Consider the following 23,906-nt stretch of genomic DNA (forward strand, 5'->3'; position numbering starts at 1 on the left):
TATGGGATGGCTCTATTCGTGTCCGCTGATATCCCGCAGAAGCAATTCGGTCTGTTTCTCGATGTATTCGTCCAGGGTATAGCTCTTGCCAAGTGTCCAACGTCGGAACACCCACATTTCAGCTAGTACCATGATGTTGTTAGCCATTAGCTTCACATAGCGCTCATCAGTCCGAATGGAACCATCTTCCATCCCCTTATGCAAAATCTCTTCAAAAATGCCTGTGATAGACTCTTCTCGACGTAACACATACGTCATCGCTTCATGTGGTAACGACTTGGTTTCTTGATAGATTAATAGCACACGATCATTTACCTGATCCATAACACGTATTAGGCTTTTCAACGCGAGCTTGAGGCTTTTGAGACCAGAACCATTGTAGGTAATCGCTTCACGCAGTCTTTCTTCCATTTCATTATGAATAGAGTCACAAACCAAATATAAGATATCTTCTTTGGATTCAATGTACTCATATAGCGTTCCAATGCTAAAGCCAGAAGCACGAGCAATTTCCCGCGTAGTTGTTTTGTGGAATCCTTTGTGTATAAATAGGTCAACGGCCGCCTCTATAATTTGTTCACGCCGTTTTTCGATTAGTTTTGGGTCCTTCACCAAGGAAGGGATTACTTTCTTACGTTCTTGCACCGAATAAGCCACCTTTCACCAATTTGACTAACGTCTCTGGTTTCTCCCCATTATACTAATCCACAATTTATGCTACAATCCTCTTTTTGCGGCTAATCGTGCCAGACTTGTAACAAAAGCGACCCCATAAGTTAACGTTGTAAAAAAATACGTACCATTTTTTCTGCTGCATGATAAGGATCTACCTGTCGATTCGCTACTTCATATAACTCGTTAGCAAATGCACCTTGTTCAATTCCTTGTAGCATGACACGATAAAGATTCTGGTTCACTAACTCCATTACCTCTTCGTGTAAGTGATACGATCTACGCTTTTCCCCTTCACCCGATTCAGTTAGGAACCTCTCATGTGTATGGATAGCTTGCCACAAATCAGTTATCCCAACTCGGTCTGTTGCAATTGTACGTATAAGAGGAGGTTGCCAGCTTGCATCATGCTTTACGATCTCTATCATTTGTTCAATCTCTGTCAGTAATTTATCCAGACCAGGCAAATCAGCTTTGTTAATGACAAATAGATCAGCAATCTCCATAATTCCAGCCTTAAATGCCTGAACAGTATCCCCGCTTCCCGGATTTAGTACAACAGCGACTGTATCAACAATTTTCATAATGTCTAACTCAGACTGCCCAACCCCTACTGTCTCAACAATAATAACTTCACAGCCATAAGCATCCAGAACACGTACTGCCTCTTTCGTATTGCGTGATAGACCACCTAAATTTCCCCTGGTCCCCATACTTCTTATAAAGACGCCTCGGTCAGGAGCATGATGCTGCATCCGAATACGATCCCCTAACAAAGCACCACCAGTAAATGGGCTAGTAGGATCAACCGCAATGACCCCGACCGAAATCTGTTGCGAACGCAAATAAGTAATCAATGCATCTACTAACGAACTCTTACCTGCTCCTGGGGAACCCGTTAACCCAATTAATCGTGCTTTGCCAGTATGGGGGAAAATTTCCTGTAACACCTGCCCCTTTTCAGGAAAGCCATCTTCAATCCAGGTAATTGCTCTGGCAGCCGCGCGAACATCTCCTGCCAGTATTCGCTTGGTTATCGGATGCACGTAGGTCAGCTCCTACTCTTTTAACAGCAGGTTACTGATAACCACACGCTGTATTTCATTTGTTCCTTCATATATCTGCGTAATTTTAGCGTCACGCATAAATCTTTCTACTGGATATTCGCGCGTATAGCCATATCCTCCAAACACTTGCACCGCTTCTGTCGTTACTTGCATCGCAATGTCACCGGCAAACACCTTGGACATAGCTGACGCTTTTCCATACGGCAAGCCTTTATCTTCTAACCAAGCGGCTTGATACGTTAGTAATCTTGCCGCCTCTATCTGAGTAGCCATATCTGCTAATTTGAACTGAATGGCTTGCAACGCAGCAATCGGTTTGCCAAATTGAATACGTTCCTTCGCGTAGCTTACGGCATGTTCAAACGCACCTTGCGCAATTCCAAGAGCTTGAGCTGCAATACCGTTTCGTCCACCGTCTAGTGTCATCATCGCAATTTTGAATCCTTGCCCTTCCTCGCCCAAACGATTAGCCACCGGTACACGTACATCCTCCATAATCACTTCTAGTGTGAGCGAAGAACGAATTCCTAGCTTTTTCTCCTTTTTACCCATAGAGAATCCTGGCATATCTTTTTCTAGAATGAAGGCTGTTACACCCTTATGTTTTAATTCAGGATTCGTTACTGCAAAAACGATATAAATTTCAGCTTCGCCAGCATTCGTAATAAAAATTTTGTTACCATTGAGCACATAATGATCACCATCTCGAACAGCAGTTGTACGCATCCCTGCTGAATCAGAGCCGGACCCTGCCTCAGTCAGACAGTATGCCCCCATTTTCTTACCCTCTGCAAGTGATCGTAGAAATGTTTGCTTTTGCTCTTCTGTACCAAATTTATAGATCGGCCAGCTTGCTAAGGAAACATGTGCAGACAGAGTTACGCCAATGGATGCATCTACTCTTGACAACTCTTCAACAGCAAGTACATAGCTAAGATAGTCAGCTCCAGCTCCACCATATTTCTCATCCCACGGGATTCCTGTAAGACCTAATTGTGCCATCTGTTCAAATATAGAACGATCAAATCGCTCTTCTTCATCGCGTTCAGCAGCAGTTGGTGCTACTTGATCCTCAGCGAATTCTCTAATCATTTTACGTAGCATTTCCTGTTCTTCGTTTAGACGAAAGTCCATCTTTTCCACACTCCCTGCTTGTTGTTGTTCTATTTAGTAAGCAAATGCTTAGAAATGACTAGTTGTTGAATTTCTGATGTTCCTTCATAAATTTGCGTAATTTTAGCGTCTCTAAACAAACGCTCTACAGGATATTCTCTTGTGTAGCCATATCCTCCAAAAATCTGCACAGCCTCTATCGCTGATTTCATAGCAACATCCGAGGCAAACTTTTTTGCGATGGATGCTTCAAGCCCACATGGTAGACCTTCCTGCCGCAAGAAGGCTGCACGATATACAAGTAATCGAGCCGCCTCCACTTGCGTAGCCATATCTGCCAGCTTAAAAGCCACTGCTTGCTGATTACCAATTGAAGAACCAAATTGCTTACGCTCTTTCGCGTATTGAATTGAATACTCTAGAGCGGCTTCAGCAATACCCAAGGATTGAGCCGCAATACCGATCCGACCCACATCCAAATTAGACAGGGCAATAGCAAAGCCTCTTCCTTCCTCACCTAGAAGATTTTTTACCGGAACAGTTGCATTCTCAAAAATGAGCTCCGTAGTATTAGAGCCATGAAGTCCCATCTTTTTTTCCTTTTTTCCCACCGTAAGGCCTGGTGTACTTTTTTCCACGATAAAGGCAGAAATCCCGTGGGTTCCTTGCGTAGCATCTGTCACTGCAAATGTTACGTACGTATCAGCTTCACCACCGTTGGTTATAAAAATTTTGCTACCATTTAATACATAATGGTCACCTTTGCGTATAGCACAAGTACGAATGCGTGCGGCATCAGATCCTGCTTGAGGCTCTGTCAAAGCAAATGCTCCCAAATATTCTCCACTTGCCAACTTTGGGACATATTTGTGCTTTTGCTCTTCATTTCCATAGTACAAAATGGGTGTTGTACCCACAGAAGTATGAACCGATAGAATTACCCCTATAGTGGCACTTATCTTAGAAATTTCATTGATCGCAATTACATAAGAAATAAAATCAGAATCAGATCCTCCCCATTCTTCAGGGATTGGGATTCCCATTAAGCCCAGCTTTGCCATTTTAGTAAGCAATGGACGCGGGAATTCTTCTGTTTCTTCCATATGAGCAACAAATGGAGTAATTTCTTTTTTTGCAAAATCACTTACCATCTTTCGCATCATTTGCTGTTCCTCTGTAAAATGAAGCTCCATAAACAAAACCCTTCCTTTTAGCAAATTTCTCGTTGTCCCTACTTATATGGCGCTCCATGTACCATCAGATTAGGAATACACATAAAATCCTCTTCCTGACTTGCGACCTAACCAGCCGGCTTTCACATATTGGCGTAATAACGGACAAGGGCGATATTTGGAATCCCCAAATCCTTCATAGAGTACTTCCATAATGTAGAGACAAGTATCCAGTCCAATAAAATCAGCTAAGGTAATAGGTCCCATCGGATGATTCATACCTAGCTTCATAATGTCATCGACCGCTTCTGGAGTGGCTACCCCTTCGTATACACAGTAGATCGCTTCATTAATCATTGGCATTAATACGCGATTTGAGATAAACCCAGGGAAGTCTTTACAGCTAACTGGTATCTTATCCAGTCGTTTTGCCAATCCTTCGATCGCTTGATAGACCTCATCTGATGTTTGTAAGCCACGGATCATTTCCACTAGCTTCATCACAGGTACAGGATTCATAAAATGCATGCCAATCACCTGCTCTGGACGTTTTGTAGCCGCTGCAATTTCTGTAATAGGCAGGGAGGAGGTGTTGCTAGCTAGGATGGTATGTGGTTGACAAATTTCATCCAATTTTTTAAAAATTTCGGTTTTTATCTGCATATTCTCGACCACTGCTTCTATAACCACATCCGCGTCCTTAGCACTTGTAAGCTCTGTTGAGGTGATAATACGGGAAAGAATTTTTCCCTTTGTTTCTTCTGTCAGCTTGCCTTTTTCCACTTGCCTATTTAAATTCTTACCAATATTGCCTAAACCACGTTCAAGGAAAGAGGTAGATTGATCATGTAAAATCACCTGAAATCCGGCATGTGCCGCCACCTGAGCAATACCGCTCCCCATCTGCCCTGCGCCTATGACCATAATCGTTTGAATGCTCATTTACCCTGCTCCTTCTCTTTTCAAAAATGATGCAAATTCGTTTAAGATGTACAAAAAACCACCTATCAAAACGAAGTAGTTAGTTACTTACCTTCCTGACTCAACGCGTATTAAAATAGCATCTCCCTGAGCGGCTCCACTGCAAATAGCAGCTATCCCTAATCCTCCACCGCGTCGTTGTAATTCATGAATAAGCGTCATGATAATCCTTGCACCACTTGCTCCGATCGGATGCCCCAGCGCAATCGCACCGCCATTTACGTTAACCTTCTCCTCGTCCCATCCGACGATTTTTCCACTTGTCAATGTAACCGCGGCGAATGCCTCATTTACTTCAAATAAATCTATTTCCTCAAGTTTTTTTCCTGTCTTTTGCAACAATTTTTGAATAGCGAGCCCAGGTGTAGTGGCGATATAAGGAGCCTCTGCCGCAACCTCCACATGCCCAAGAATCGTAGCTAGAGGTTTCACCCCAAGTTCCTCAGCTTTTCGCTCTGACATGAGCACAAGAGCTCCCGCGCCATCATTGAGTCCAGGCGCATTCCCGGCTGTAATGGTCCCGTCCTTTTTGTATACCGGTGCTAATTTAGCCAAGCCCTCCAATGTGGTTTCCGATCGTATCGCCTCATCCTCCGTTACGAGCAGTGGCTCTCCTTTTCGTTGAGGAATTTGAACTGGAACAATTTCCTCTGCGAAATATCCTGCTTCGCGCGCCTTCGTGGCACGTTGCTGACTACGATAGGCCCAAGCATCCTGCTCTGCTCTTGTAATGTTGTATTCTTCCGCTACATTACTCCCATGCACAGCCATAGGCACCTGATCGAATGGACAAGTTAGCCCATCATATAACACTAAATCCTTCACAAGATTATCGCCCATGCGAAAGCCATTCCTTGCTTGTGGCATTGCATAAGGGGCATTACTCATGCTCTCCATTCCGCCAGCTACAATAATCTCCGCATCCTGACAACGAATGATCTGATCCGCCATGGCAACGGAACGCATGCCAGAAGCACACACCTTATTGATTGTCTCACTTGTTACTTCCCATGGAAGACCTGCTTTTCTGGCAGCCTGCCTTGATGGAATTTGTCCAGCACCTGCTTGCACGACCATCCCCATGATGACCTTATCAACTGACAAGGGGTCGACCTTAGCTCTACTCAGTGCTTCCCTAATTGCCAATGCTCCTAGCTCTACAGCAGACACTTCTTTTAATGCACCATTAAACTTCCCAAAAGGTGTTCGAGCCGTTCCAACTATGACAGTATTCAATGCAATTCCTCCTTCTTCTTATGTACCCGATCAGTCAACGAAAACCTGATCGAGCGGTCGCTCATTTTATATCTTTATTTTGCACATTCTATTCGCATTAGTCAATTTATTATGACAATAAGCGGCAGTCTTTTGACCACCGCTTTTCCTGTTACTCCTTACAGAGCATCGGCTAAAATTTCAGCAATATCTCTCGCTTTCACTTGTTCTTCAGCCTCTTTCATTTTTAACCCATCATCCATCATGGTTAAGCAGTATGGACAAGCACTCGCGATTGCCGTCGGGTTAACTTCTAAGGCCTGCTCTGTACGCGCTACATTGACACGAGTCCCTTCATGTTCTTCCATCCACATCAATCCACCACCAGCGCCACAGCACATGCTATCACATTGGCTTCGCTTCATCTCTACGATCTCCACACCCGGAATTTCTTGTAGAATCTGGCGAGGCATATCATAAATATTGTTATAACGCCCTAAATAGCATGAATCATGATACGTAATACGTTCCTTCACTTCTTTCTTTGGTGTAAGGCGCCCTTCTTTCATCCATTGAATTAACAGCTCAGAATGATGATATACCTCTGCTTGCAAACCAAACTCAGGATACTCATTCTTAAAGGTATTAAAAGCATGCGGGTCACAGGTCACAATCTTTTTAACATCGTATCCTTCAAATAAAGCGATATTTTCTTGGGCTAATTGTTGAAACAGAAACTCATTACCGATACGGCGAGCTGTGTCGCCTGAGTTTTTTTCTTCATTCCCAAGGATGGCGAACTTAATACCTGCTTCATGCATCAGCTTAACAAATGCATGCGTAATTTTCATACTGCGGTTATCAAAGGAACCCATAGCCCCTACCCAAAATAGGTACTCAAACTCCTCTGCCGTTTTTACAGTAGGTACTGTATACGCTTCATCTAGACCCTCCATCCATTTCATGCGGTCTTTACGATTGATCCCCCACGGGTTACCCTGACGTTCAATATTGTTTAATGCACGTTGAGCTTCTTGTGGCATACTACCTTCTGTCATCACTAGATAGCGGCGCATGTCGATGATCTTATCGACGTGCTCATTCATCACTGGACATTGATCTTCACAGTTACGACAGGTTGTACACGCCCACAGCTCTTGCTCGGTAATCACGTCACCTATCAATGCTTTATCATATACATTTTCTACAGCAGCGGCACCTTCAGCGGTAGCTGCTACTTCTCCAGCTTGCAGGGCGATCTGGTTAGCTTTTGTATTAGGAAATGCAAAAGTAGGCATCCAAGGTGTACGCGAAGTAACGCTTGCCCCTTTTTCAGTGAGATGATCACGCATTTTCACGATAATATCCATAGGAGAGAGCATCTTGCCAGTTCCAGCGGCCGGACACATATTGGTACAGCGTCCACACTCTACACAGGCATATAAATCAATTAGTTGTGTTTGGGTAAAATCTTCAATCTTTCCATTTCCGAAAACTTCCTGAGTCTCATCTTCAAAGTTAATGGTAGAGAGCTTACCTGGTGGGTCCAGCTTTTTATACCAGACATTAAAGGGAGCAAAAATCAAGTGGGCATGCTTGGACTGCGGCACATAAACAGCAAAGCTTAACAAAATAAGCAGATGCGCCCACCAGAAGAAAAAGAACAAAGCAGCTGCCGCCGTTTCACCGATTCCTGAAAACACAAATGCGATAGCTGTGGAGAAAGGAGCAAAGATAGAGCCCTCGTGCCCTAACCATAGCTGCTCGAAAGCGAGTGAACCGAGAACTGTCACCATCAATGAACTGATAAAGATAATGACTAAACCTGACTTTAATCCTCGCTTTAAGCGATTTAACTTTTCAACATAACGTCGATAATACGCATAACCGATAGCTATAATAATCAGCATGGCGGTTATTTCCTGCATTAAGCTAAAGTACTTGTGGGCGCTACCAAATGGTAATTCATACCCAATAATAAGTCCCTTTAAAATAAGTTCAATGGCACCAAATTGCAAAATAATAAAACCGTAAAAAATGACAACGTGCATAATACCGCTCTTCTTATCCTTTAAGAGCTTCTTTTGCAAAAAAACGTTCTGAATGATCAAATTGAAGCGGGTCTTAAAGTCATCCTTTATATCTGGCTTTTTACCCAACTTGATAAACAGATACCGGCTGTACAACAGATGCGCTACAAGATATAGCCCATAAGCCAGCACAAGGAAGAAGGCAATTAAATTTAATAGTGGTAGGATTTCCATATCTTCCAGCTCCCTTTCTCTTACATAATGTAGTTATATTGGATTGTAAATTTTTCTTTTGTTTTATCTTATCAGAAGTACCAGAAAAAATGAATGACTATTCATTCAAATTTTACATTTCCACCCAAATTTTTTTAATAAAACGACCGCACAGCTTCCCTGAGCGGTCGTTCACTTTCTTTTTTGATCATATCATACTCATTTGGCTACCGTAAAGATTGAGTAATCGGTTGGTTACACGAACAAAAAAGAGTCCTTTCTCTCTCCATCATAAGTAACACCTCCATACTTGAAGTTCTACTTAATCATAGAGAAGGGAAAGGACCTGTTTACACGTTCCTATGCCTCTTTTTCACTTATTCTAGCACGTTGCTCTTTCTGCTTCTTCTGCTCACTCTGTTCTTTACGCACATCGGCAAGCGACTTGACCTTGGTGGCCTCAATCCGTTTATTACGCTGTAGACCTGTTGGCTCCAAATTGTCTGCTAAATCTTCCATTAATGCTGCAATACCTACTGCTTTTCCCCTCTCAGCCTGATAGTATTCATTTTGTGATAGATCTGGTGCCTTGTAATTCTGTGGTTCAGGGTAAGCAGTGATAACCCCTTCAAAATTACGTAGGATTACTTTATCAGCCGATTGAGAAATGATATAGTTGGGCATTACTGGAATCTTACCACCACCATGCGGAGCGTCTACAACAAAAGTAGGTACTGCATAGCCTGAGGTATGACCGCGTAAGTATTCCATGATCTCTAATCCTTTAGAAATTGGTGCTCGGAAGTGACCGATGCCTTCTGATAGATCACATTGATAGATATAATAAGGACGCACGCGGATTTTAACCAGGTCTTGCATCAATTGCTTCATCGTGTACGGATCATCGTTGACTCCGGCAAGAATAACGGACTGATTACCTAGCGGAACGCCAGCATACGAAAGCATTTCACAAGCTTTTTTTGCTTCTTCGGTAATTTCTTTGGGATGATTGAAATGCGTATTGAGCCAAACAGGATGATATTTCTTCAAAATCTCGCACAAATTCTCCGTGATGCGTTGTGGGAAAACGACAGGTGCTCGTGTTCCAATCCGAATGATCTCCACATGCGGAATCTCTCTCAGACTTTTTATAACGTATTCAAGTACACGGTCATTAATAAGTAGAGCATCCCCACCGGATAAAAGTACATCGCGTACCTCTGGGGTGTTACGAATATAATCTAAACAGGCATCCAATTGTTTTTTAGGTACTCCCATACCGATCTGACCTGAAAAACGCCGGCGCGTACAGTAACGACAATACATAGAACATTGATTAGTTACTAAAAATAGAACGCGATCTGGATAGCGATGAGTCAGACCAGGAACAGGTGAATCCTCATCCTCATGTAACGGGTCCTCCATATCGTACTGAGTGCGGACCATTTCATGTGATAACGGGACAGATTGTAAACGAACTGGATCCTTTGGATCGTTCTCATCCATTAGCAATGCATAGTAAGGTGTGATATTTAACGGAATGGTCTGGTTGGAAATCCGCACTCCCTCTTCTTCCTCAGGGGTTAAATGAATTACCTTTTTTAAGTCATCTACATTTTTAATGGTGTGGGTCAACTGCCACATCCAATCGTTCCATTGTTCATCCGTAACGTCTTTCCATAATTCCACGTCCCGCCAATTACGCAATTTACGAACTGCTAATGCCATGTTATAATCCCCCCTACTTATTAAATAACAGAACATCTTGAAGCTTCATCATTTACATAATGCAAGGAGGATGCCAAGTTCGATGGAATATTTATTATTTTCAGAATTAAATGAGATGTACAGTGTATTTGCTAGCTTTTCTGCGTTCTGAACACGCATGTTTTACTTTATGGTACTTTTTTGGGGATTGTTTATTGTGCCAGCTTTTCGGCAATGTCCGATTGTTGGATTGCTTTTAAACCAAACCTGCATTACTTTTTATCTTTCTGTTGCGCCAATTTATACTGTAGAGTTTGTCGAGGAATTCCTAATTGTTTTGCGGCTTGCAGAATATTTCCTTGGGTTTGTTCCAGTGCCATTTGAATTAAACGCTTCTCTGTTTTTCTTAGTACATCTCGTAAGGTTCCATCTATAGTGATAATTTTTTCATTACTTACACCGTCTTCTTGTTCTTGTAGTACCTCCTCTATCTCATCCATTCTTTTCAAAAAGGATAACGGAAGGTCTTCGACTGTAATCCATTCGCCTTCAGTAACATTCATGGCAGCTTCAATCATATGCTCTAACTCTCGAATGTTACCCGGCCACATACATCGCTTAAATAAAGTCCATACCTCTTGATCCAATCCTTTTACCTGTAGCTCAAACATGTTGTTATACTTCTGTACGAAATGCTCTACTAAAAGGGGAATATCCTCTGGACGTTTGTGTAACGGTGGAAGCCAGAAGGACACAACATTTAAGCGATAATACAGATCAGCTCTCAATCCCCCACTTTCCACCACTTTTTCTGGCAATTCATTAGTAGCTGCAATGACTCTCACATCGACCTGCACTGATCCCGTACCGCCTATTCTTCTGATCTGACCGTCCTGTAATACACGCAATAATTTGGCTTGCAGCTCCAATGGCATACTGTTTATTTCATCTAGGAATAACGTACCTCCATTTGCTACTTCAAACAACCCAGGACGATCATCTGCCCCAGTGAAGCTACCCTTCGTGGTACCAAAGAGAATTCCCTCTAATAAGGAAGCAGGCAAGGCAGCACAATTTTGAGCAATAAACGGACGTTTCTTTCGTGGGGATGCTTGATGGATAGATTGTACCAGCAACTCTTTACCTGTCCCTGTTTCTCCATAAATCAGTACAGGAGAGTTGGTTCGCGCTGATTTTAGCGCTATCTGTTTCACACGATTTAACTCAGCGTTATTTGTTAAGATATCGGAGAACTCATAAAATACCTGATCTGACACAAGTGGCTTCACTTGCTTTTTTCGTCCACTTTGGACTTGAACCTGCAAATCAACTAACTGCTCCGACAACTCCCTTAGTTTTTTCATATCTTTAGCTACCTCAACTGCCCCAACTAGCCGATCGTCTACACGGACCGGTAACGTAGTATTGATTGTCTCCACCTGTACGCCTCGCCAGTTGGTATAGCGTTGGGTGCGATTATACATGGGCTTGCCCGTTTGAATGACATTTAACATGGTGCTGGACTCGCTATCTAAGGAAGGAAACACTTGCAACAACGGTTTACCCAGCACCTCCTCTTGTGTTAAACCATCCAATCTTGCAGCGATGTGATTGTACATGATCGTTATTCCTTGGGCGTCAACCACATGGATGCCTTCATCAATTGCTCCTAAAATTGCGCTTAACATCTCCACTGTTTCCGATTTTGGTAATGTACTCACAACATCCCTCCTAACAGACTGCCAAAAACTAGTCACTGTGCTAAAAAACCGGCACTACGCATCTACAGCGCTGTTCTCTACCGCTCTATTTGATACGTTAAAAATACCGTATATAACAAATGACCAAAAAACCACATCAAGATATTACTCGCTGAATAAACACCTTGGCTAAGATACGTAAATGGAAAGAACAAAATAAGAAAGGCTACATTCCACAAGGTTACATAGATGACAATCTTCTTCCCGTTCCCTTTCGGATAAAAATAGATAAACGCAAAGGCAACGACAACCGAAATCACCAAATGAATGAGAAAGGCTAGTAAGGGAGGTGTATTTTCCATCCCTGGAACATAAGTAACATCTAATAAAACCTGAAACGTACTTGTTTGAAACAATCCATCTCCAATCGCTAAAAAAGCTGATAATAACAAACCAGAAAATAGCCCGTTAATAAGGGAGAACACCATACACACTACCCCTTTCTAATCCCATGCAATTTTCATGTCCCATTCGAATTCACCAACATACTGTCCACTCAACCATAATTGATAGGCAATAAACACATGAGTTGGTTTTTCACTTTGGTACGTTACTTTATATGTTCGAGTATGAGTATGCATCTGCATATTTCCGTAAGGACTGCTATACAAACTATCTGTGCCTTTCCCCTTTTCAAATATTTGCTTCATCTGCAAACTACCTTGGCGTAGCAATTGTGTACTATCTTCGTTAATACGTACAATATTGGATACCTCTCCCACTCCCTCAACCTGTTCTTTATATTGCAGGAACCAGGAAGAATTACGTAGAGAAGCTTTACCCGACATTTTTACATCTGTTTTGTCGGTTTGCCCTTCTGCTTTTTGTATGATAGATAAGGATAATTGAACATCTTGCATTCCGAAACCTCACTTTTATTTATCACTGTAGTATTTGTTTGTTTACCTTCCCTTTATTATAGGATAGTTTACCTTCTCGCTTCCATTTTTTCTTACCAAACAAGAGTGTTATGTATAACAATGAAAAAGGCAAGAAAGCACTCGGCTTTCTTGCCTTTTTCCGTAATAGCCTGTATGACAAAATGATGCTAGCTGGTTATTTTACAAAGCTTAATATCATCTCACGGAAAATTTTGGAGGCAACAATCTGTGTCATCTCACTATGATCATACACAGGTGCTACTTCCACTAAATCAAATCCGACCACATTAGCTCCGTTGTTCGCCATAAAATGAATAGTATCTAGCAACTCACGAGACGTGATACCGCCAGCTTCTGTTGTACCCGTACCAGGAGCAGCAGAAGGATCTAATACGTCAATATCAATCGTTAAATAAATGGGGCGATTTCCAATGGTAGGAAGGACTTGTTTAACAGGCTCCAATACATCGTACTTGTATAAATGCATGTTTTCCTTCGCCCAATCAAACTCTTCTTTCATCCCACTACGGATTCCAAACGAATAAACGTTTTTGCCTCCAAGTAAATTGCACGCCTTTTTAATTGGAGTGGAATGGGAGTACTCATAGCCTTCATAGTTATCTCTAAGATCGGTGTGTGCATCAAAATGGAAGATAACTAAATCCTCGTACTTGTCATGCATGGCTTGAATCACTGGCCACGTAACCAAGTGTTCACCGCCCATACCAACAGGGATTTTATTATCAGCTAATACTTTCGCAACGAACTCTCGAATCGCTTGGAGACTGCCTTCCACATTTCCAAAAGGTAGAGGAATATCTCCAGCGTCAAAATACTTCACTTCTTCCAATAGCCTGTCCAAATAAGGACTGTATTCTTCTAAGCCAATGGAGACTTCGCGAATACGTGAAGGGCCGAAACGAGAGCCTGGACGGAAGCTTACTGTCCAATCCATAGGCATGCCATAAATGACTGCTTGACTCTCTTCATAGTTTTGATGGCTGCGAATAAACACATTGCCAGAATAAGCTTCATCAAAACGCATCTCTCTACCCCCTAGTCGCGAGTCAGTTCAGCTACAAAGTTAGGAAGCTGAAACACTGCTTTATGAATATCTTTGTTATAGTATTTGGTATCCATATCTTTGATCGTAGATGGATCTACTGCCAACGGATCATATTTCTTAGAAGCAATCGTAAAGCTCCACAGACCTGATGGATAAGTTGGAATGCTTGCTGTATACAAACGAGTCACTGGGAAGATAGAAGATAAGTCTTTGAATACTCGTTTGATTAATTCACGGTTAAACCAAGGTGATTCTGTCTGTGCAACCATGATTCCGTCTGGTTTTAGGGCATCAGCGATTCCTTGATAAAAGCCTTTCTCAAACAGGCCCACGGCTGGACCAACTGGCTCTGTAGAGTCAACCATGATTACATCATATTCACCTTTGTGATCATGAATATGTTTAATTCCATCGATAACTTGCACATCGACACGCGGGTTTCCCATTAAATCTTTCGCAATCTCTGGGAAATATTTTTTGGAGGCTTCAATCACTCCGCCGTCAATTTCAGCCAGTACAGCTTTTTCTACGGAAGCATGCTTAACGATTTCACGAATTGCTCCTCCGTCTCCTCCGCCCACAACTAATACTTTCTTAGGATTAGGGTGGGTATTAAGAGCAATGTGAGTAATCATTTCATGGTAAACAAACTCATCAACGTCCGTAGTCATTACCATACCGTCCAGTACAAGCATACGTCCAAATTGATTGGTATTGATAATATCTAACTGTTGAAAATCAGTTTTCTCACTATATAGTGTCTCAGAGATTTTTGTTGTAATCCCGTGATTTTCCGTTTGCTTCTCAGTGTACCATAGTTCCATGTTCATAATTAATGAAGCCTCCTTTTTAACCGAATCATTTCATGTTGATGAATGATGTAACGAAGATCACATAATGCATCAACAAAATGAATTATAGAGGGTACCCCCCAAAAAGCAAGTATTTTTTGTCTTTTCATCCGATATTTTTCTTACTTCACTGGTTTTTCAGAACAAATAGCTTTTTGAAAAAGGATTGCTAGAGATTTCCTCATTTTTTGTAAAACCTTTATAGAACGGGCGATACCGGCTTCATATAGTATGAAAATATGCTGAATTACCTATACTATTTATTAAGATTTTTCCTAGTATTACCAAACTGTACAGAAAGGACGTGTCTTTTCATGGAAGTCATCCGCGAGCATCCATTACTTCGTTGGCTTAGGCGGGTCAAACTTTTTTTAAAAATTCTAGGTCTTACCATGCTAGCGGCTGCATTATCCATCCTATTTCTGGTCTTATATTTACGTTCTCAACCAATGCCCGCCACAGTTATTCATCAAACATCAACCATCTACGCAGGTAACGGAGAAGTTATAGATAGTATTCACAGAGGAGAAAATCGTTATGTCGTCACATTAGACAATATTTCTCCTTATTTAGTGAAAGCTACTCTTTCCATTGAGGATCGTTATTTTTACCAGCATATGGGCATTGATCTAAAAAGGACTGCTAAAGCAGCTTACGTGAACATTGCCGAAATGAACAAAGCTCAAGGTGCCAGCACGATTACACAACAGCTAGCTCGCAATCTATATTTGAGTCACGAGAAGACCTGGACACGTAAGGCAAAAGAAGCCTTACTGACTTTACAACTAGAGCTTAATTATTCAAAAGATGAAATTTTAGCAATGTACATGAATCAAATCTATTACGGACATTCTGCCTATGGTGCAGAAGCCGCCGCTGGAACCTACTTTGGCAAAAAAGCGAAAGAATTGACGCTCGCAGAGAGCTCTATGTTAGCAGGAATTCCAAAAGGTCCTACCTATTATTCACCTATTACTAATTTTGATAATGCTAAAAAGCGTCAAAAATTAATCTTGTCTGCCATGCACCGTGATGGATATATTACCGAAAAACAAATGCGGGAGGCTTACGAGCAGAAATTAACGTTCCGGTCCCCCCAGGAAGCACAGAAGACTTCTATAGCTCCTTATTTTCGAGATTATATTCTTGCTTTAGCAAAGGATAAATACGGCATCAGTGAAGAAGCAGTTCAGAACGGCGGATTAAAAATTTACACCACCTTAGATGTTACAACCCAAAAGAAAGCGGAAGAAGCTATCTTAAAAAACATGCCTAAAAATAATCAAGAATTACAGGTAGCTTTAATAGCCATTGATCCTAAAACGGGGTTCATTAAAGCAATGGTAGGTGGCCGTGATTATAAAAAAAGCCAATTCAATCGTGTATTGAGTAAACGACAACCCGGTTCTACCTTTAAGCCAATCATGTATTTATCCGCTTTAGATAATGGTTTTACTCCATTAACATTGATGAAGAGTGAGCCGACTGTCTTTACTTACGAAAATGGACAAGAATACGTTCCCAGTAACTATGGCAATAAATTCACGAATACCTTTATTACCATGCAAGAAGCCATCGCCACATCAGATAATATTTATGCTGTCAAAACGATTAATCAATTAACACCACAAAAAACAGTAGACGAGGCTAGAAAACTGGGGATAACTAGTCCCCTACAGGCTGTACCTTCCCTTGCTTTAGGAACATCGCCTATTTCTCCCTTGGAATTGACAGCGGCGTACAGTACGATTGCAAATAATGGATCATACATTACACCAATAGCTATTTTGAAAATTATGGATAACACAGGTGCCATTTTAGCTGAGGATTCCTCTACGCATGTCCCTGTGGCAGATCCAAGTAGTTCATATGTATTAAATCAGATGATGCAGACCGTTTTTAGCGATACACGTGGTACAGCTAATCGAGTTGCCGCACAAATTAACCGTCCAGTCGCTGGGAAAACAGGGTCTACTGACTATGACTCCTGGATAAGTGGATTTACACCCCAGCTAGTAACCAGTGTATGGACAGGCTATGACGAAGGGAAGAAGATTGATCCGATCAAGGATGCACGTCTAGCGGCACCACTTTGGGCCGATTTCATGGAAAGAGCTCTGCATAATCAACCTCCTAGCCAATTTAATGCTCCTACCGGTGTCGTATCGGTTTACATAGACCCAGTAACCAAAAAATTGGCTACCCAAAACTGCCCGCATGCACAGGTCATGTATTTTAAAGCAGGTACAGAACCTCAGGATTACTGTTCTGAGCATATTCCTGAACAAGAATTACCTAACCCAAAGCCACCTGAAAAAGAAAAAAAATCATTGTGGAACAAATTGTGGGGCAGATAATATGTAAGCTTTTTGAAAAAGGGGCTACCTATGGATCACTATGTGATTAGGTACCCCTTTGTTCTAAAGCTTTTTGCTTTTGCATTTATGTTGTTTCTTCCTCTGGCTAACAGCTATGCCTTGGTTTGATATTTCTCTACTTTGTTATCTTATTGTTCCCCGCCACCAATAACACCATTTCCATCGGTAAATATGTGGTCATTATAAACAGTAATAAGCCCACTTTGTTCCAATTTATCTAACACTTCAAAAAGACTTTCTCGCTTTCCTGCTGGTAGCTTACGAATAAAATTATTAATTTCTTGCGGTGGTACGTTGTTACGAAAATGCACTCCACCATGTTTGACAAAATGATCATTTTGATTATCCAAGGCATTCTCCCCCTTTGAGAAGATAAAGTAATGATATGCCTTCTTAGTGTGCATCCCTACCGCTAATTCATAACCTACAAATTAAGACAAACAGGGAGTGACTTATTGTCGCTCCCTGTTTGCTGACCTAGTGCTTTTTATATACAAATCTAAGTTTACCCTTTTTTTGTTTCTTCGTACAATTCTTTTGCACGTTGTTCACACAGCGTTCATTTTTCCCTAATAAAAACCAGATTTTCAACTGGTGCCCATTTGAAAACTATGACTGTATCTCTAAGCTCTGCTTAAGTTCTTCAGACGAATTTGCCCACATGTCTGAATTGTGTTCCATCAACAATTTCCGCAATGCTACTTTTTCGGTTTCCCCTAGCTCATTCACCATGAGTTTACGCTTCATAGCAGCATCCATGCGGTTAACGTGATCTACCAATAGTTTGTATCCACGACGTGCTTCACGGTCAACCTCCATATAACAAGCAGTTACACCGGCATAGTAAGGTCCCTCTTCTTTGCGGTCAATGGTAACCCAGACGATCCAGTACGGTTTTCCATTCGGAACATCTTCCTTATTCGTGGAAAATTTGATGCCTCGTTCAACAGTACTCTTGGCATGCATCGCTCCCATGTCAATGTAGGCATCATTTCCCTCTACATCGATAATGACAGCAGAAACATGACTTAAGTCAAGCACACCTTGACCGAATCCACCATGAACATCTGTCTTTTTACTCACAATAGTAAATCCGTTATTTTTTTTATTATCAAATAAATTCATGTTATCACCAACCCCTAAAAAGATCTTCTGTCTATTCTACCCTGAAAGCTTATACTCGTGCAATTTTTAGGGTGCATGGATAGCGCTTGTTGAATTCCATGTAGTCTATTTATAGGGAGTAAAAAATTGATCCTTGTGACTGTTTGCTGTAGCAAATTGGCTAGGTATGATTTTTTAACCATTTTAACATTAATATTTAGCATTTATTTTGTAATGTGATTACGGAGTCCTTGACGCTCCCATGCATTGGCAATGATCGTAAAAATAGCACGATAATCCCCTACAGAATGTCCCAAGCTTTTCGTTTTTTGAGGATAGGAAAACCCCTTTTTTACCCCAAAGGTAAATTCTATCTGAAATTGCACACCATAGCTTTTTCCCTTTTCCAAGCCTCTTTGCTTATGGCCCATTAATGGATTATCTATGCCTACTTCACGTTTTCCCAGCTTATCAACGATCTGTTCCCCTCCCTTCCATAAGGCAGGACTAATCTGTCGCAATGATAATTGAGTTTGTAATAAATCATTTTGCTTTCCTTGTTCCGCAATCCAAGCATTGGCTGAAACAATCACAGGAAGCTTTTTGCTGACAGGATGTTTATGTCTCTCTTCAAGTATCACTCTAGTTAAAATTCGTTCCCCTGCATAGAAATCATTTGGCTTACTTGCTGGGTATCGATCACGTGCATGATATTCCTTCCATTCTTCTGTATGCTCAATTATCCCTTTTCCATTTGGTTCAAACACTTGAAACTCTTGCTGGGCGCCTTCTACTCTTATCGTATACCGATTAGCAATCTCGTACTGATCTCGCTCCTCTGTACACTTCTTTCCTATTGGATTACCACTTTCATCCTCTTTTTCTATAGGTTCATCACATATTTTATAGCTTACGTCTAGCTTGATTGAATAAGGAACCTTAATTTGAAAACCATCTGCATCTACAATGTACTGTACTGTTTGTAAAACATCTCCCCAAGTAGTTTGGGTTGGATTTATCGCTTTTGTATAAGGATATGATTGAACTTCCTTTTGCGGATCAATCTGATAACTTTCCTGCTGACTTGGTCCCACTACCTTCAATCCAATAAGAGAAGGCCATACAGTTGAAGGACTATTTCTTGCTTGAAATGGACTCGGTACTGCATGTACTGTAATATCCTCGTATCCTTTGGTGCCTAACATGTTTTCGATTTGAGCTGTCCTTTCCCGAACAGCTTTGTCAATTTCTCCATCAATCTTCAAAAATGCTTGATTGATAACCACTTGATCGATTTTCACATCAATTCGCATCGGTTCCTTTTCCCAAACACCGTCCTTTTTTCCTTGTAGGAAGCGATGACCAGAATCATACAATTCTAGCTGAAGGGCACCACCACTTATTTCTCCACCTGGATAGCAATTCGGACAATCAGGAATACCTGCTTTTATCACTTCAATCGTTATTTCATACGTGCAATTATCAAGTAATGCCGATCTACTGTTGATCGTTCCCTTAATGTTATAAACACCTGGCTGTAGCATAGGAAGTTTGAGGAAGCCTAATTCTTCCCTAGGCTGAAATATTTCTGGGAAAATGGACCATTTTACATATTGAATAGTCCCCTTCCAATCGTCAGCATTATCATTAATCAATAAAACTGACTTGGTTCCTTCAACAATTGTCAGTTTTTGCTGGTTCACATTATAAGTAAACTTGATCGGCTCATCTTGTAATAAATGAATAAAATAACTAGAGCAATCTACTGTCTGATTAGGGTCAATAACCAATGTAAACGTGAAGCTACACCCCTGTAGCTGAGGGTATCTTGGATCATTTACTTTGGCAGTGATAATGTAGGTGCCCACTCCCGTTTGCTTACCGATAAACCTATCTTTAAAGTTACGTGCCATATTTGGGAGATCAGATGACCAGTCTGCCTGAATAACTGAAGTTCCAATGGTTTGTTCCGCTTGGGAACTATTATCGGTAATCAATATCGCCCATTCTTCCAAACTAGCTACGCGAAACTTTTTGGTTCTCTTATTCATATCATGGTAGTATTCATTGGTTGCTTTGTTATAAAAATGCAAGTAAATATCATCGCATCCTTTGCCTTTACCCACAATTTTAATAGTCTTCAGACACTCTCTTCCGTTCTGTAATGCTTTTATTTCTAACAGATATGTTACTTCTACGTTATCCATAAAACTATAAAGAAAAGGCTTTCCCGTTGCCTCAGCCACCAGACTTCCAGATTGAGATAGTTTCCACGACATTCCTACATCCTTATCAGAGTTCTCGGATAAGCTCTGTATGTGGATATTATTCATTCTTCCTACTTCAATGTTAACTTGATTCTGACCATCCACTCTCTTTATATCTACTTTATCTCCATTCACATATGCTTCCATGGTTACATCGTCACAAGTAAACCCGCCTACATAAATTTTGAACTCCTTCTTACACTCTAACCCGTCTTTCTTAAAAATAGCAGTCAATGTATAACTCTCGTCTATCAGATCAATAAATTCGTGGTCGAAACTAGTTCCAGTCCATTTGGTAATTGCCTTTTTGTCCCTATCTCGGGTCAAAACCCAATCTCCCCTGAAATTATCATTATCAAACAAATAGCCACTAAATCTAACGTACTGTTTGCCTGGCTTTAAGGTCAGGGTTCGATGATCCAACAATACCGTCTTTTCATTTATCTCGACATGAACTGTAAAGTCTGTACATGTGGGCGCTTTTACTTCGACGGTAATTTTCCAACTAGGACAATCAGAGAAATCATCATCGGAATTGTACGTCCAAATTTCATATTTTCCTATTTGATCAAACGTTACTTGTTCTTGGTTAGCATACTTTCGCATGGTCGGTAGCTTTAGATGATTGGTCGGACTATTCCTCCACACATAACGATCTTTTCCCCCACGGTCATCATGATCCAAATACCGATTTAATGTGTAAGTACTACCATCCGGCTTTTTAATCTTCCATAAAAGATAAACAGGTGTATGGAAGTCATCCTCAAACTGGTGGGAAGCGTAAATTTCTAGCTCACCATGTAAGGGAACCTCAATTGTTTTCCCGGATACAATTTGCTCATTCCCTCGCTTATCATACGAATAGATTGGACAATTAATCTTGTCAGATTTCCAGGTAAATTCTTTTTGCCAACACAGAGAACCATCATCGCTCTTGAATGTAATGGTAAAAGATGCGTAGGGAGCGATACTAATTTCCATCCATGTTGAGGGGTCAGGGCTTAATGGGCTGTTGTTTACATAATAAGTTCCTCGAATAGGAGCTTCTATTCGTAGCGTGTCTGCTTGGTCCAGAATAATAAAGCTACCGCCACTTGCCATTTGTAGATCTTTCTCATATTTTGTTCCGTCTAGCAAAACACGAAATACTTGGTCTGATTTGCAGTTGAGCTTATCTTCCTGAGCTGGTATAAACTCATGAGTCCAGCATTCACTACCGTCTGTTGAAGTAAACCGAATTTGTTTAACACCAGTGATTGGAATATTCATAATGGTTTTTCCTGTCTGATACACCGAATTATTAATCCGTATAATTCCTACTTTGTTGAAGTTCAGTGTGACGCTATCTGTACCCTTCGGCATCTGATAGGTCTGATTGGTGGGAAGAATTATTTTTTGATTATTAATATGTAGTTCTGCTGTGGTTTTCGAGGTAATTGGATCACAAACGTCCCCAACTACAAAAGTCTTCGTGTAGGGATAGTGGCCTGCGTTTCGCCACTGATAATCTTTTACATAGAGGTTAACTTCGTACAAGCCCGGTTCGGTTACTTTGTAGAAGAAGGGCTTGCTTTGCCAAAAAGCGCCTCCCTTCGTTCCCGCTGGCACAACTTCTTTGTAGCTCCCTCCCGTACTTTTATTGTATACAGTAAATTTATCGATCAGGATTTTCCTGTTATAAGCGGAAAAAGCTTCAGCTTGACCAGTGATGCTTACCGTATCATTTACTTTATAGCTTGGGTTTAAAGAACCTATGCTTCCGATGGGCACCCTAGTCTGTGTGTATTTGGCAAACCCAATGTATTTGGCGTAACCATTCCTATACGGTTCGAATCCAAATCGTCCTCCTCCCATGCCTCCACATAGCTCGATTAATTGGGAGAGGGAGACAACGTCCATCATATTCGAAGGATTATTGTTAGCCTTAATTTGATAAACACTGATTTCCTTACTGATATATCTCCAATTCCCTCCTAATTTCTCAATCCAGGCTTGCATGTATTCAAGATTGATCATCGGATATCCATTATCAGAGTCTTTATTAGCCTCAACTAGAGAGAGTACTTCTTGTTTTGATATGCTTTTTTTATCTCGTAAATCTCCATCAACATAGACATACATCCTATGTAGCCTATAGTCTTCATTGCTTAGCTGTAATGGATCTCTTGGATCATTACTATGTTTTCTTTTCACCTGTACTAAATCGTGAGTTTTTGGACTCTTTCCGTTTTCCTTAGTTCCTGGGGTATAATCATTATTTATCGTTATAATTTCTGGCATTCCCTTAAAATTTGGTGCTGGAAGATTACCAGCGCCCACTGTTTGAAAATCAACTGCTAATAAAAATAGCATTATCACAAACGTTACAAATACTTTTAATGCTTTTTTCATATGTCAGCATCCAAATTCCTCACCAAATATTGCGAATCATTATACGAAAGATCTAACACATTTTGAGGAGTAAGGTTTGGTAGCCTCCATTCATACAATACGGTGGTGCTAGAATTGTAAGTAGCACCAAAAACTAATTTACCCTTAGGCTCTATTGAAAAACCCCCTTTCAGATCCTTTATTTCCCCATCAATATTCTGTATTAATGAGGCTTGTTTTATATACATCACATCAGGTAAAACGGGAGCCCTACCGGTCAATTTTCCATTCTTCATAACCAATGATTTTTGTATTTGATTCATCCAACTCTTACATTCGTTCAGATTGTTTATTCTACTTGATAGTAAATAAAATGTATGTGCTGCTTCAGCTCTCGTGAATGAGTCTGTCATTAAAGCAGTTTGTTGTATAAATCTCATGCTTTTCGATGCGAGCCTTCCATTAGGCTCATATAATCCATCAACAAATTTATGACTAGAAAGAAGGAGTTTATTGTAATACGTGTACTGAAAAACATCAGTTTGCTTATGTCCCCAGGCATTCGTTATCCAAGCAGCCGCCTCATACCTGGTAATACCTTGATCAGGATGGATTTTAATATCTGGAGTCATCCAGCCTGCTTTCGCTGCCTTTTCATAGGCTTCCTTGGCCCATGAGTTGGCTGTTTCGGCATGAGGTTGTTTCTCTTTCAGTCGATGTAATGAAACTAAAGCAGACAGGAATTGGGACTGGGTGATAGGTTCATCAGGTCGAAAATTCCCATCTTGGTAATTCCCAAGCCATTTATTTTGGAGAGATAAGTTAATTTCTTTTACTGCCCAATGCTTTGCATAATCCTTTTGCCTATCGGAAGATTTTACAATCGACTGCTTACTGCTGATGACTTGTTTCTGGGTGAAATTATTTCCGATTTGCTGATTATCCTTACATTTGTCCTTAGCATATGTCTCGGTTTGAATCACTCCCACTCCCAGTACGGCATTTAGTGTTATTGCAAGTATTATCAACGACTTTCGATTCAAACTCATCCCTATCCCC

General features: G+C 41.0%; 18 protein-coding genes. 1 reads left to right on the forward strand and 17 read right to left on the reverse strand.

Translation table 11 applies throughout. The features are described from left to right. Positions 1–12: 12 nt before the first annotated feature. The 13 genes from BrL25_RS09075 to speE all read right to left on the reverse strand — a co-directional run bounded on the left by BrL25_RS09075 (position 13) and on the right by speE (position 14,701). Positions 13–645 (reverse strand): TetR/AcrR family transcriptional regulator, encoded by a 633-nt coding sequence (locus BrL25_RS09075; RefSeq protein WP_003334210.1) that lies wholly within the window; start codon positions 643–645, stop codon positions 13–15. A gap of 131 nt (positions 646–776) precedes the next feature. Continuing rightward, positions 777–1,718 carry a methylmalonyl Co-A mutase-associated GTPase MeaB gene (meaB, locus tag BrL25_RS09080; protein WP_018669707.1) on the reverse strand — a complete coding sequence of 314 codons (942 nt, stop codon included), beginning with the start codon at positions 1,716–1,718 and terminating at the stop codon, positions 777–779. Positions 1,719–1,730: 12 nt separating this feature from the next. After that, positions 1,731–2,873: an acyl-CoA dehydrogenase gene (locus tag BrL25_RS09085; protein ID WP_018669706.1), complete on the reverse strand. Its 1,143-nt coding sequence runs from the start codon at positions 2,871–2,873 to the stop codon at positions 1,731–1,733. A 29-nt stretch (positions 2,874–2,902) separates the two neighbouring features. Further along, on the reverse strand, positions 2,903–4,045 hold the full coding sequence (locus tag BrL25_RS09090; protein WP_018669705.1) for an acyl-CoA dehydrogenase: 1,143 nt from the start codon (positions 4,043–4,045) through the stop codon (positions 2,903–2,905). Between the two features lie 69 nt (positions 4,046–4,114). Continuing rightward, positions 4,115–4,966 carry a 3-hydroxybutyryl-CoA dehydrogenase gene (locus BrL25_RS09095; protein WP_018669704.1) on the reverse strand — a complete coding sequence of 284 codons (852 nt, stop codon included), beginning with the start codon at positions 4,964–4,966 and terminating at the stop codon, positions 4,115–4,117. Positions 4,967–5,053: 87 nt separating this feature from the next. Further along, positions 5,054–6,241 (reverse strand): acetyl-CoA C-acetyltransferase, encoded by a 1,188-nt coding sequence (locus BrL25_RS09100; protein WP_018669703.1) that lies wholly within the window; start codon positions 6,239–6,241, stop codon positions 5,054–5,056. 158 nt (positions 6,242–6,399) lie between these two features. Then, positions 6,400–8,484, reverse strand: coding sequence for a (Fe-S)-binding protein (locus BrL25_RS09105; RefSeq protein ID WP_018669702.1), 2,085 nt, complete (start codon positions 8,482–8,484; stop codon positions 6,400–6,402). A gap of 339 nt (positions 8,485–8,823) precedes the next feature. Further along, positions 8,824–10,191: a lysine 2,3-aminomutase gene (gene kamA, locus BrL25_RS09110; RefSeq protein ID WP_018669701.1), complete on the reverse strand. Its 1,368-nt coding sequence runs from the start codon at positions 10,189–10,191 to the stop codon at positions 8,824–8,826. 251 nt (positions 10,192–10,442) lie between these two features. Continuing rightward, positions 10,443–11,858: a sigma-54 interaction domain-containing protein gene (locus BrL25_RS09115; protein WP_035311781.1), complete on the reverse strand. Its 1,416-nt coding sequence runs from the start codon at positions 11,856–11,858 to the stop codon at positions 10,443–10,445. Between the two features lie 110 nt (positions 11,859–11,968). Further along, positions 11,969–12,358, reverse strand: a complete 390-nt coding sequence (locus BrL25_RS09120; protein WP_018669699.1) for a hypothetical protein — start codon at positions 12,356–12,358, stop codon at positions 11,969–11,971. A 15-nt stretch (positions 12,359–12,373) separates the two neighbouring features. Then, on the reverse strand, positions 12,374–12,790 hold the full coding sequence (locus BrL25_RS09125) for a YwiB family protein (protein ID WP_018669698.1): 417 nt from the start codon (positions 12,788–12,790) through the stop codon (positions 12,374–12,376). A gap of 196 nt (positions 12,791–12,986) precedes the next feature. Beyond that, entirely contained in the window at positions 12,987–13,856 is an 870-nt protein-coding gene (speB, locus tag BrL25_RS09130) for an agmatinase (RefSeq protein WP_018669697.1), read from the reverse strand. 11 nt (positions 13,857–13,867) lie between these two features. Then, on the reverse strand, positions 13,868–14,701 hold the full coding sequence (gene speE / locus BrL25_RS09135; RefSeq protein ID WP_026314975.1) for a polyamine aminopropyltransferase: 834 nt from the start codon (positions 14,699–14,701) through the stop codon (positions 13,868–13,870). A 341-nt stretch (positions 14,702–15,042) separates the two neighbouring features. Here speE and BrL25_RS09140 point away from each other — a divergent pair, with 341 nt between their 5' ends. Continuing rightward, positions 15,043–17,085: a transglycosylase domain-containing protein gene (locus BrL25_RS09140; protein WP_018669695.1), complete on the forward strand. Its 2,043-nt coding sequence runs from the start codon at positions 15,043–15,045 to the stop codon at positions 17,083–17,085. Positions 17,086–17,234: 149 nt separating this feature from the next. On the opposite strand, the gene BrL25_RS09145 is transcribed toward BrL25_RS09140, so the two are convergent. From BrL25_RS09145 to BrL25_RS09160, 4 genes are all read right to left on the reverse strand, one after another. Beyond that, positions 17,235–17,456 carry a hypothetical protein gene (locus tag BrL25_RS09145; RefSeq protein WP_018669694.1) on the reverse strand — a complete coding sequence of 74 codons (222 nt, stop codon included), beginning with the start codon at positions 17,454–17,456 and terminating at the stop codon, positions 17,235–17,237. 259 nt (positions 17,457–17,715) lie between these two features. Beyond that, positions 17,716–18,231, reverse strand: a complete 516-nt coding sequence (locus tag BrL25_RS09150; protein WP_018669693.1) for a YwhD family protein — start codon at positions 18,229–18,231, stop codon at positions 17,716–17,718. A 203-nt stretch (positions 18,232–18,434) separates the two neighbouring features. Continuing rightward, positions 18,435–22,868 (reverse strand): hypothetical protein, encoded by a 4,434-nt coding sequence (locus tag BrL25_RS09155; RefSeq protein ID WP_018669692.1) that lies wholly within the window; start codon positions 22,866–22,868, stop codon positions 18,435–18,437. Further along, positions 22,865–23,896: an S-layer homology domain-containing protein gene (locus tag BrL25_RS09160; protein WP_018669691.1), complete on the reverse strand. Its 1,032-nt coding sequence runs from the start codon at positions 23,894–23,896 to the stop codon at positions 22,865–22,867. Before BrL25_RS09160 ends, BrL25_RS09155 begins: the two co-directional genes overlap by 4 nt. Positions 23,897–23,906 lie beyond the last annotated feature (10 nt).

Source organism: Brevibacillus laterosporus DSM 25, assembly GCF_002706795.1.
In the GTDB taxonomy this organism is placed as follows: Bacteria; Bacillota; Bacilli; order Brevibacillales; family Brevibacillaceae; genus Brevibacillus_B; species Brevibacillus_B laterosporus.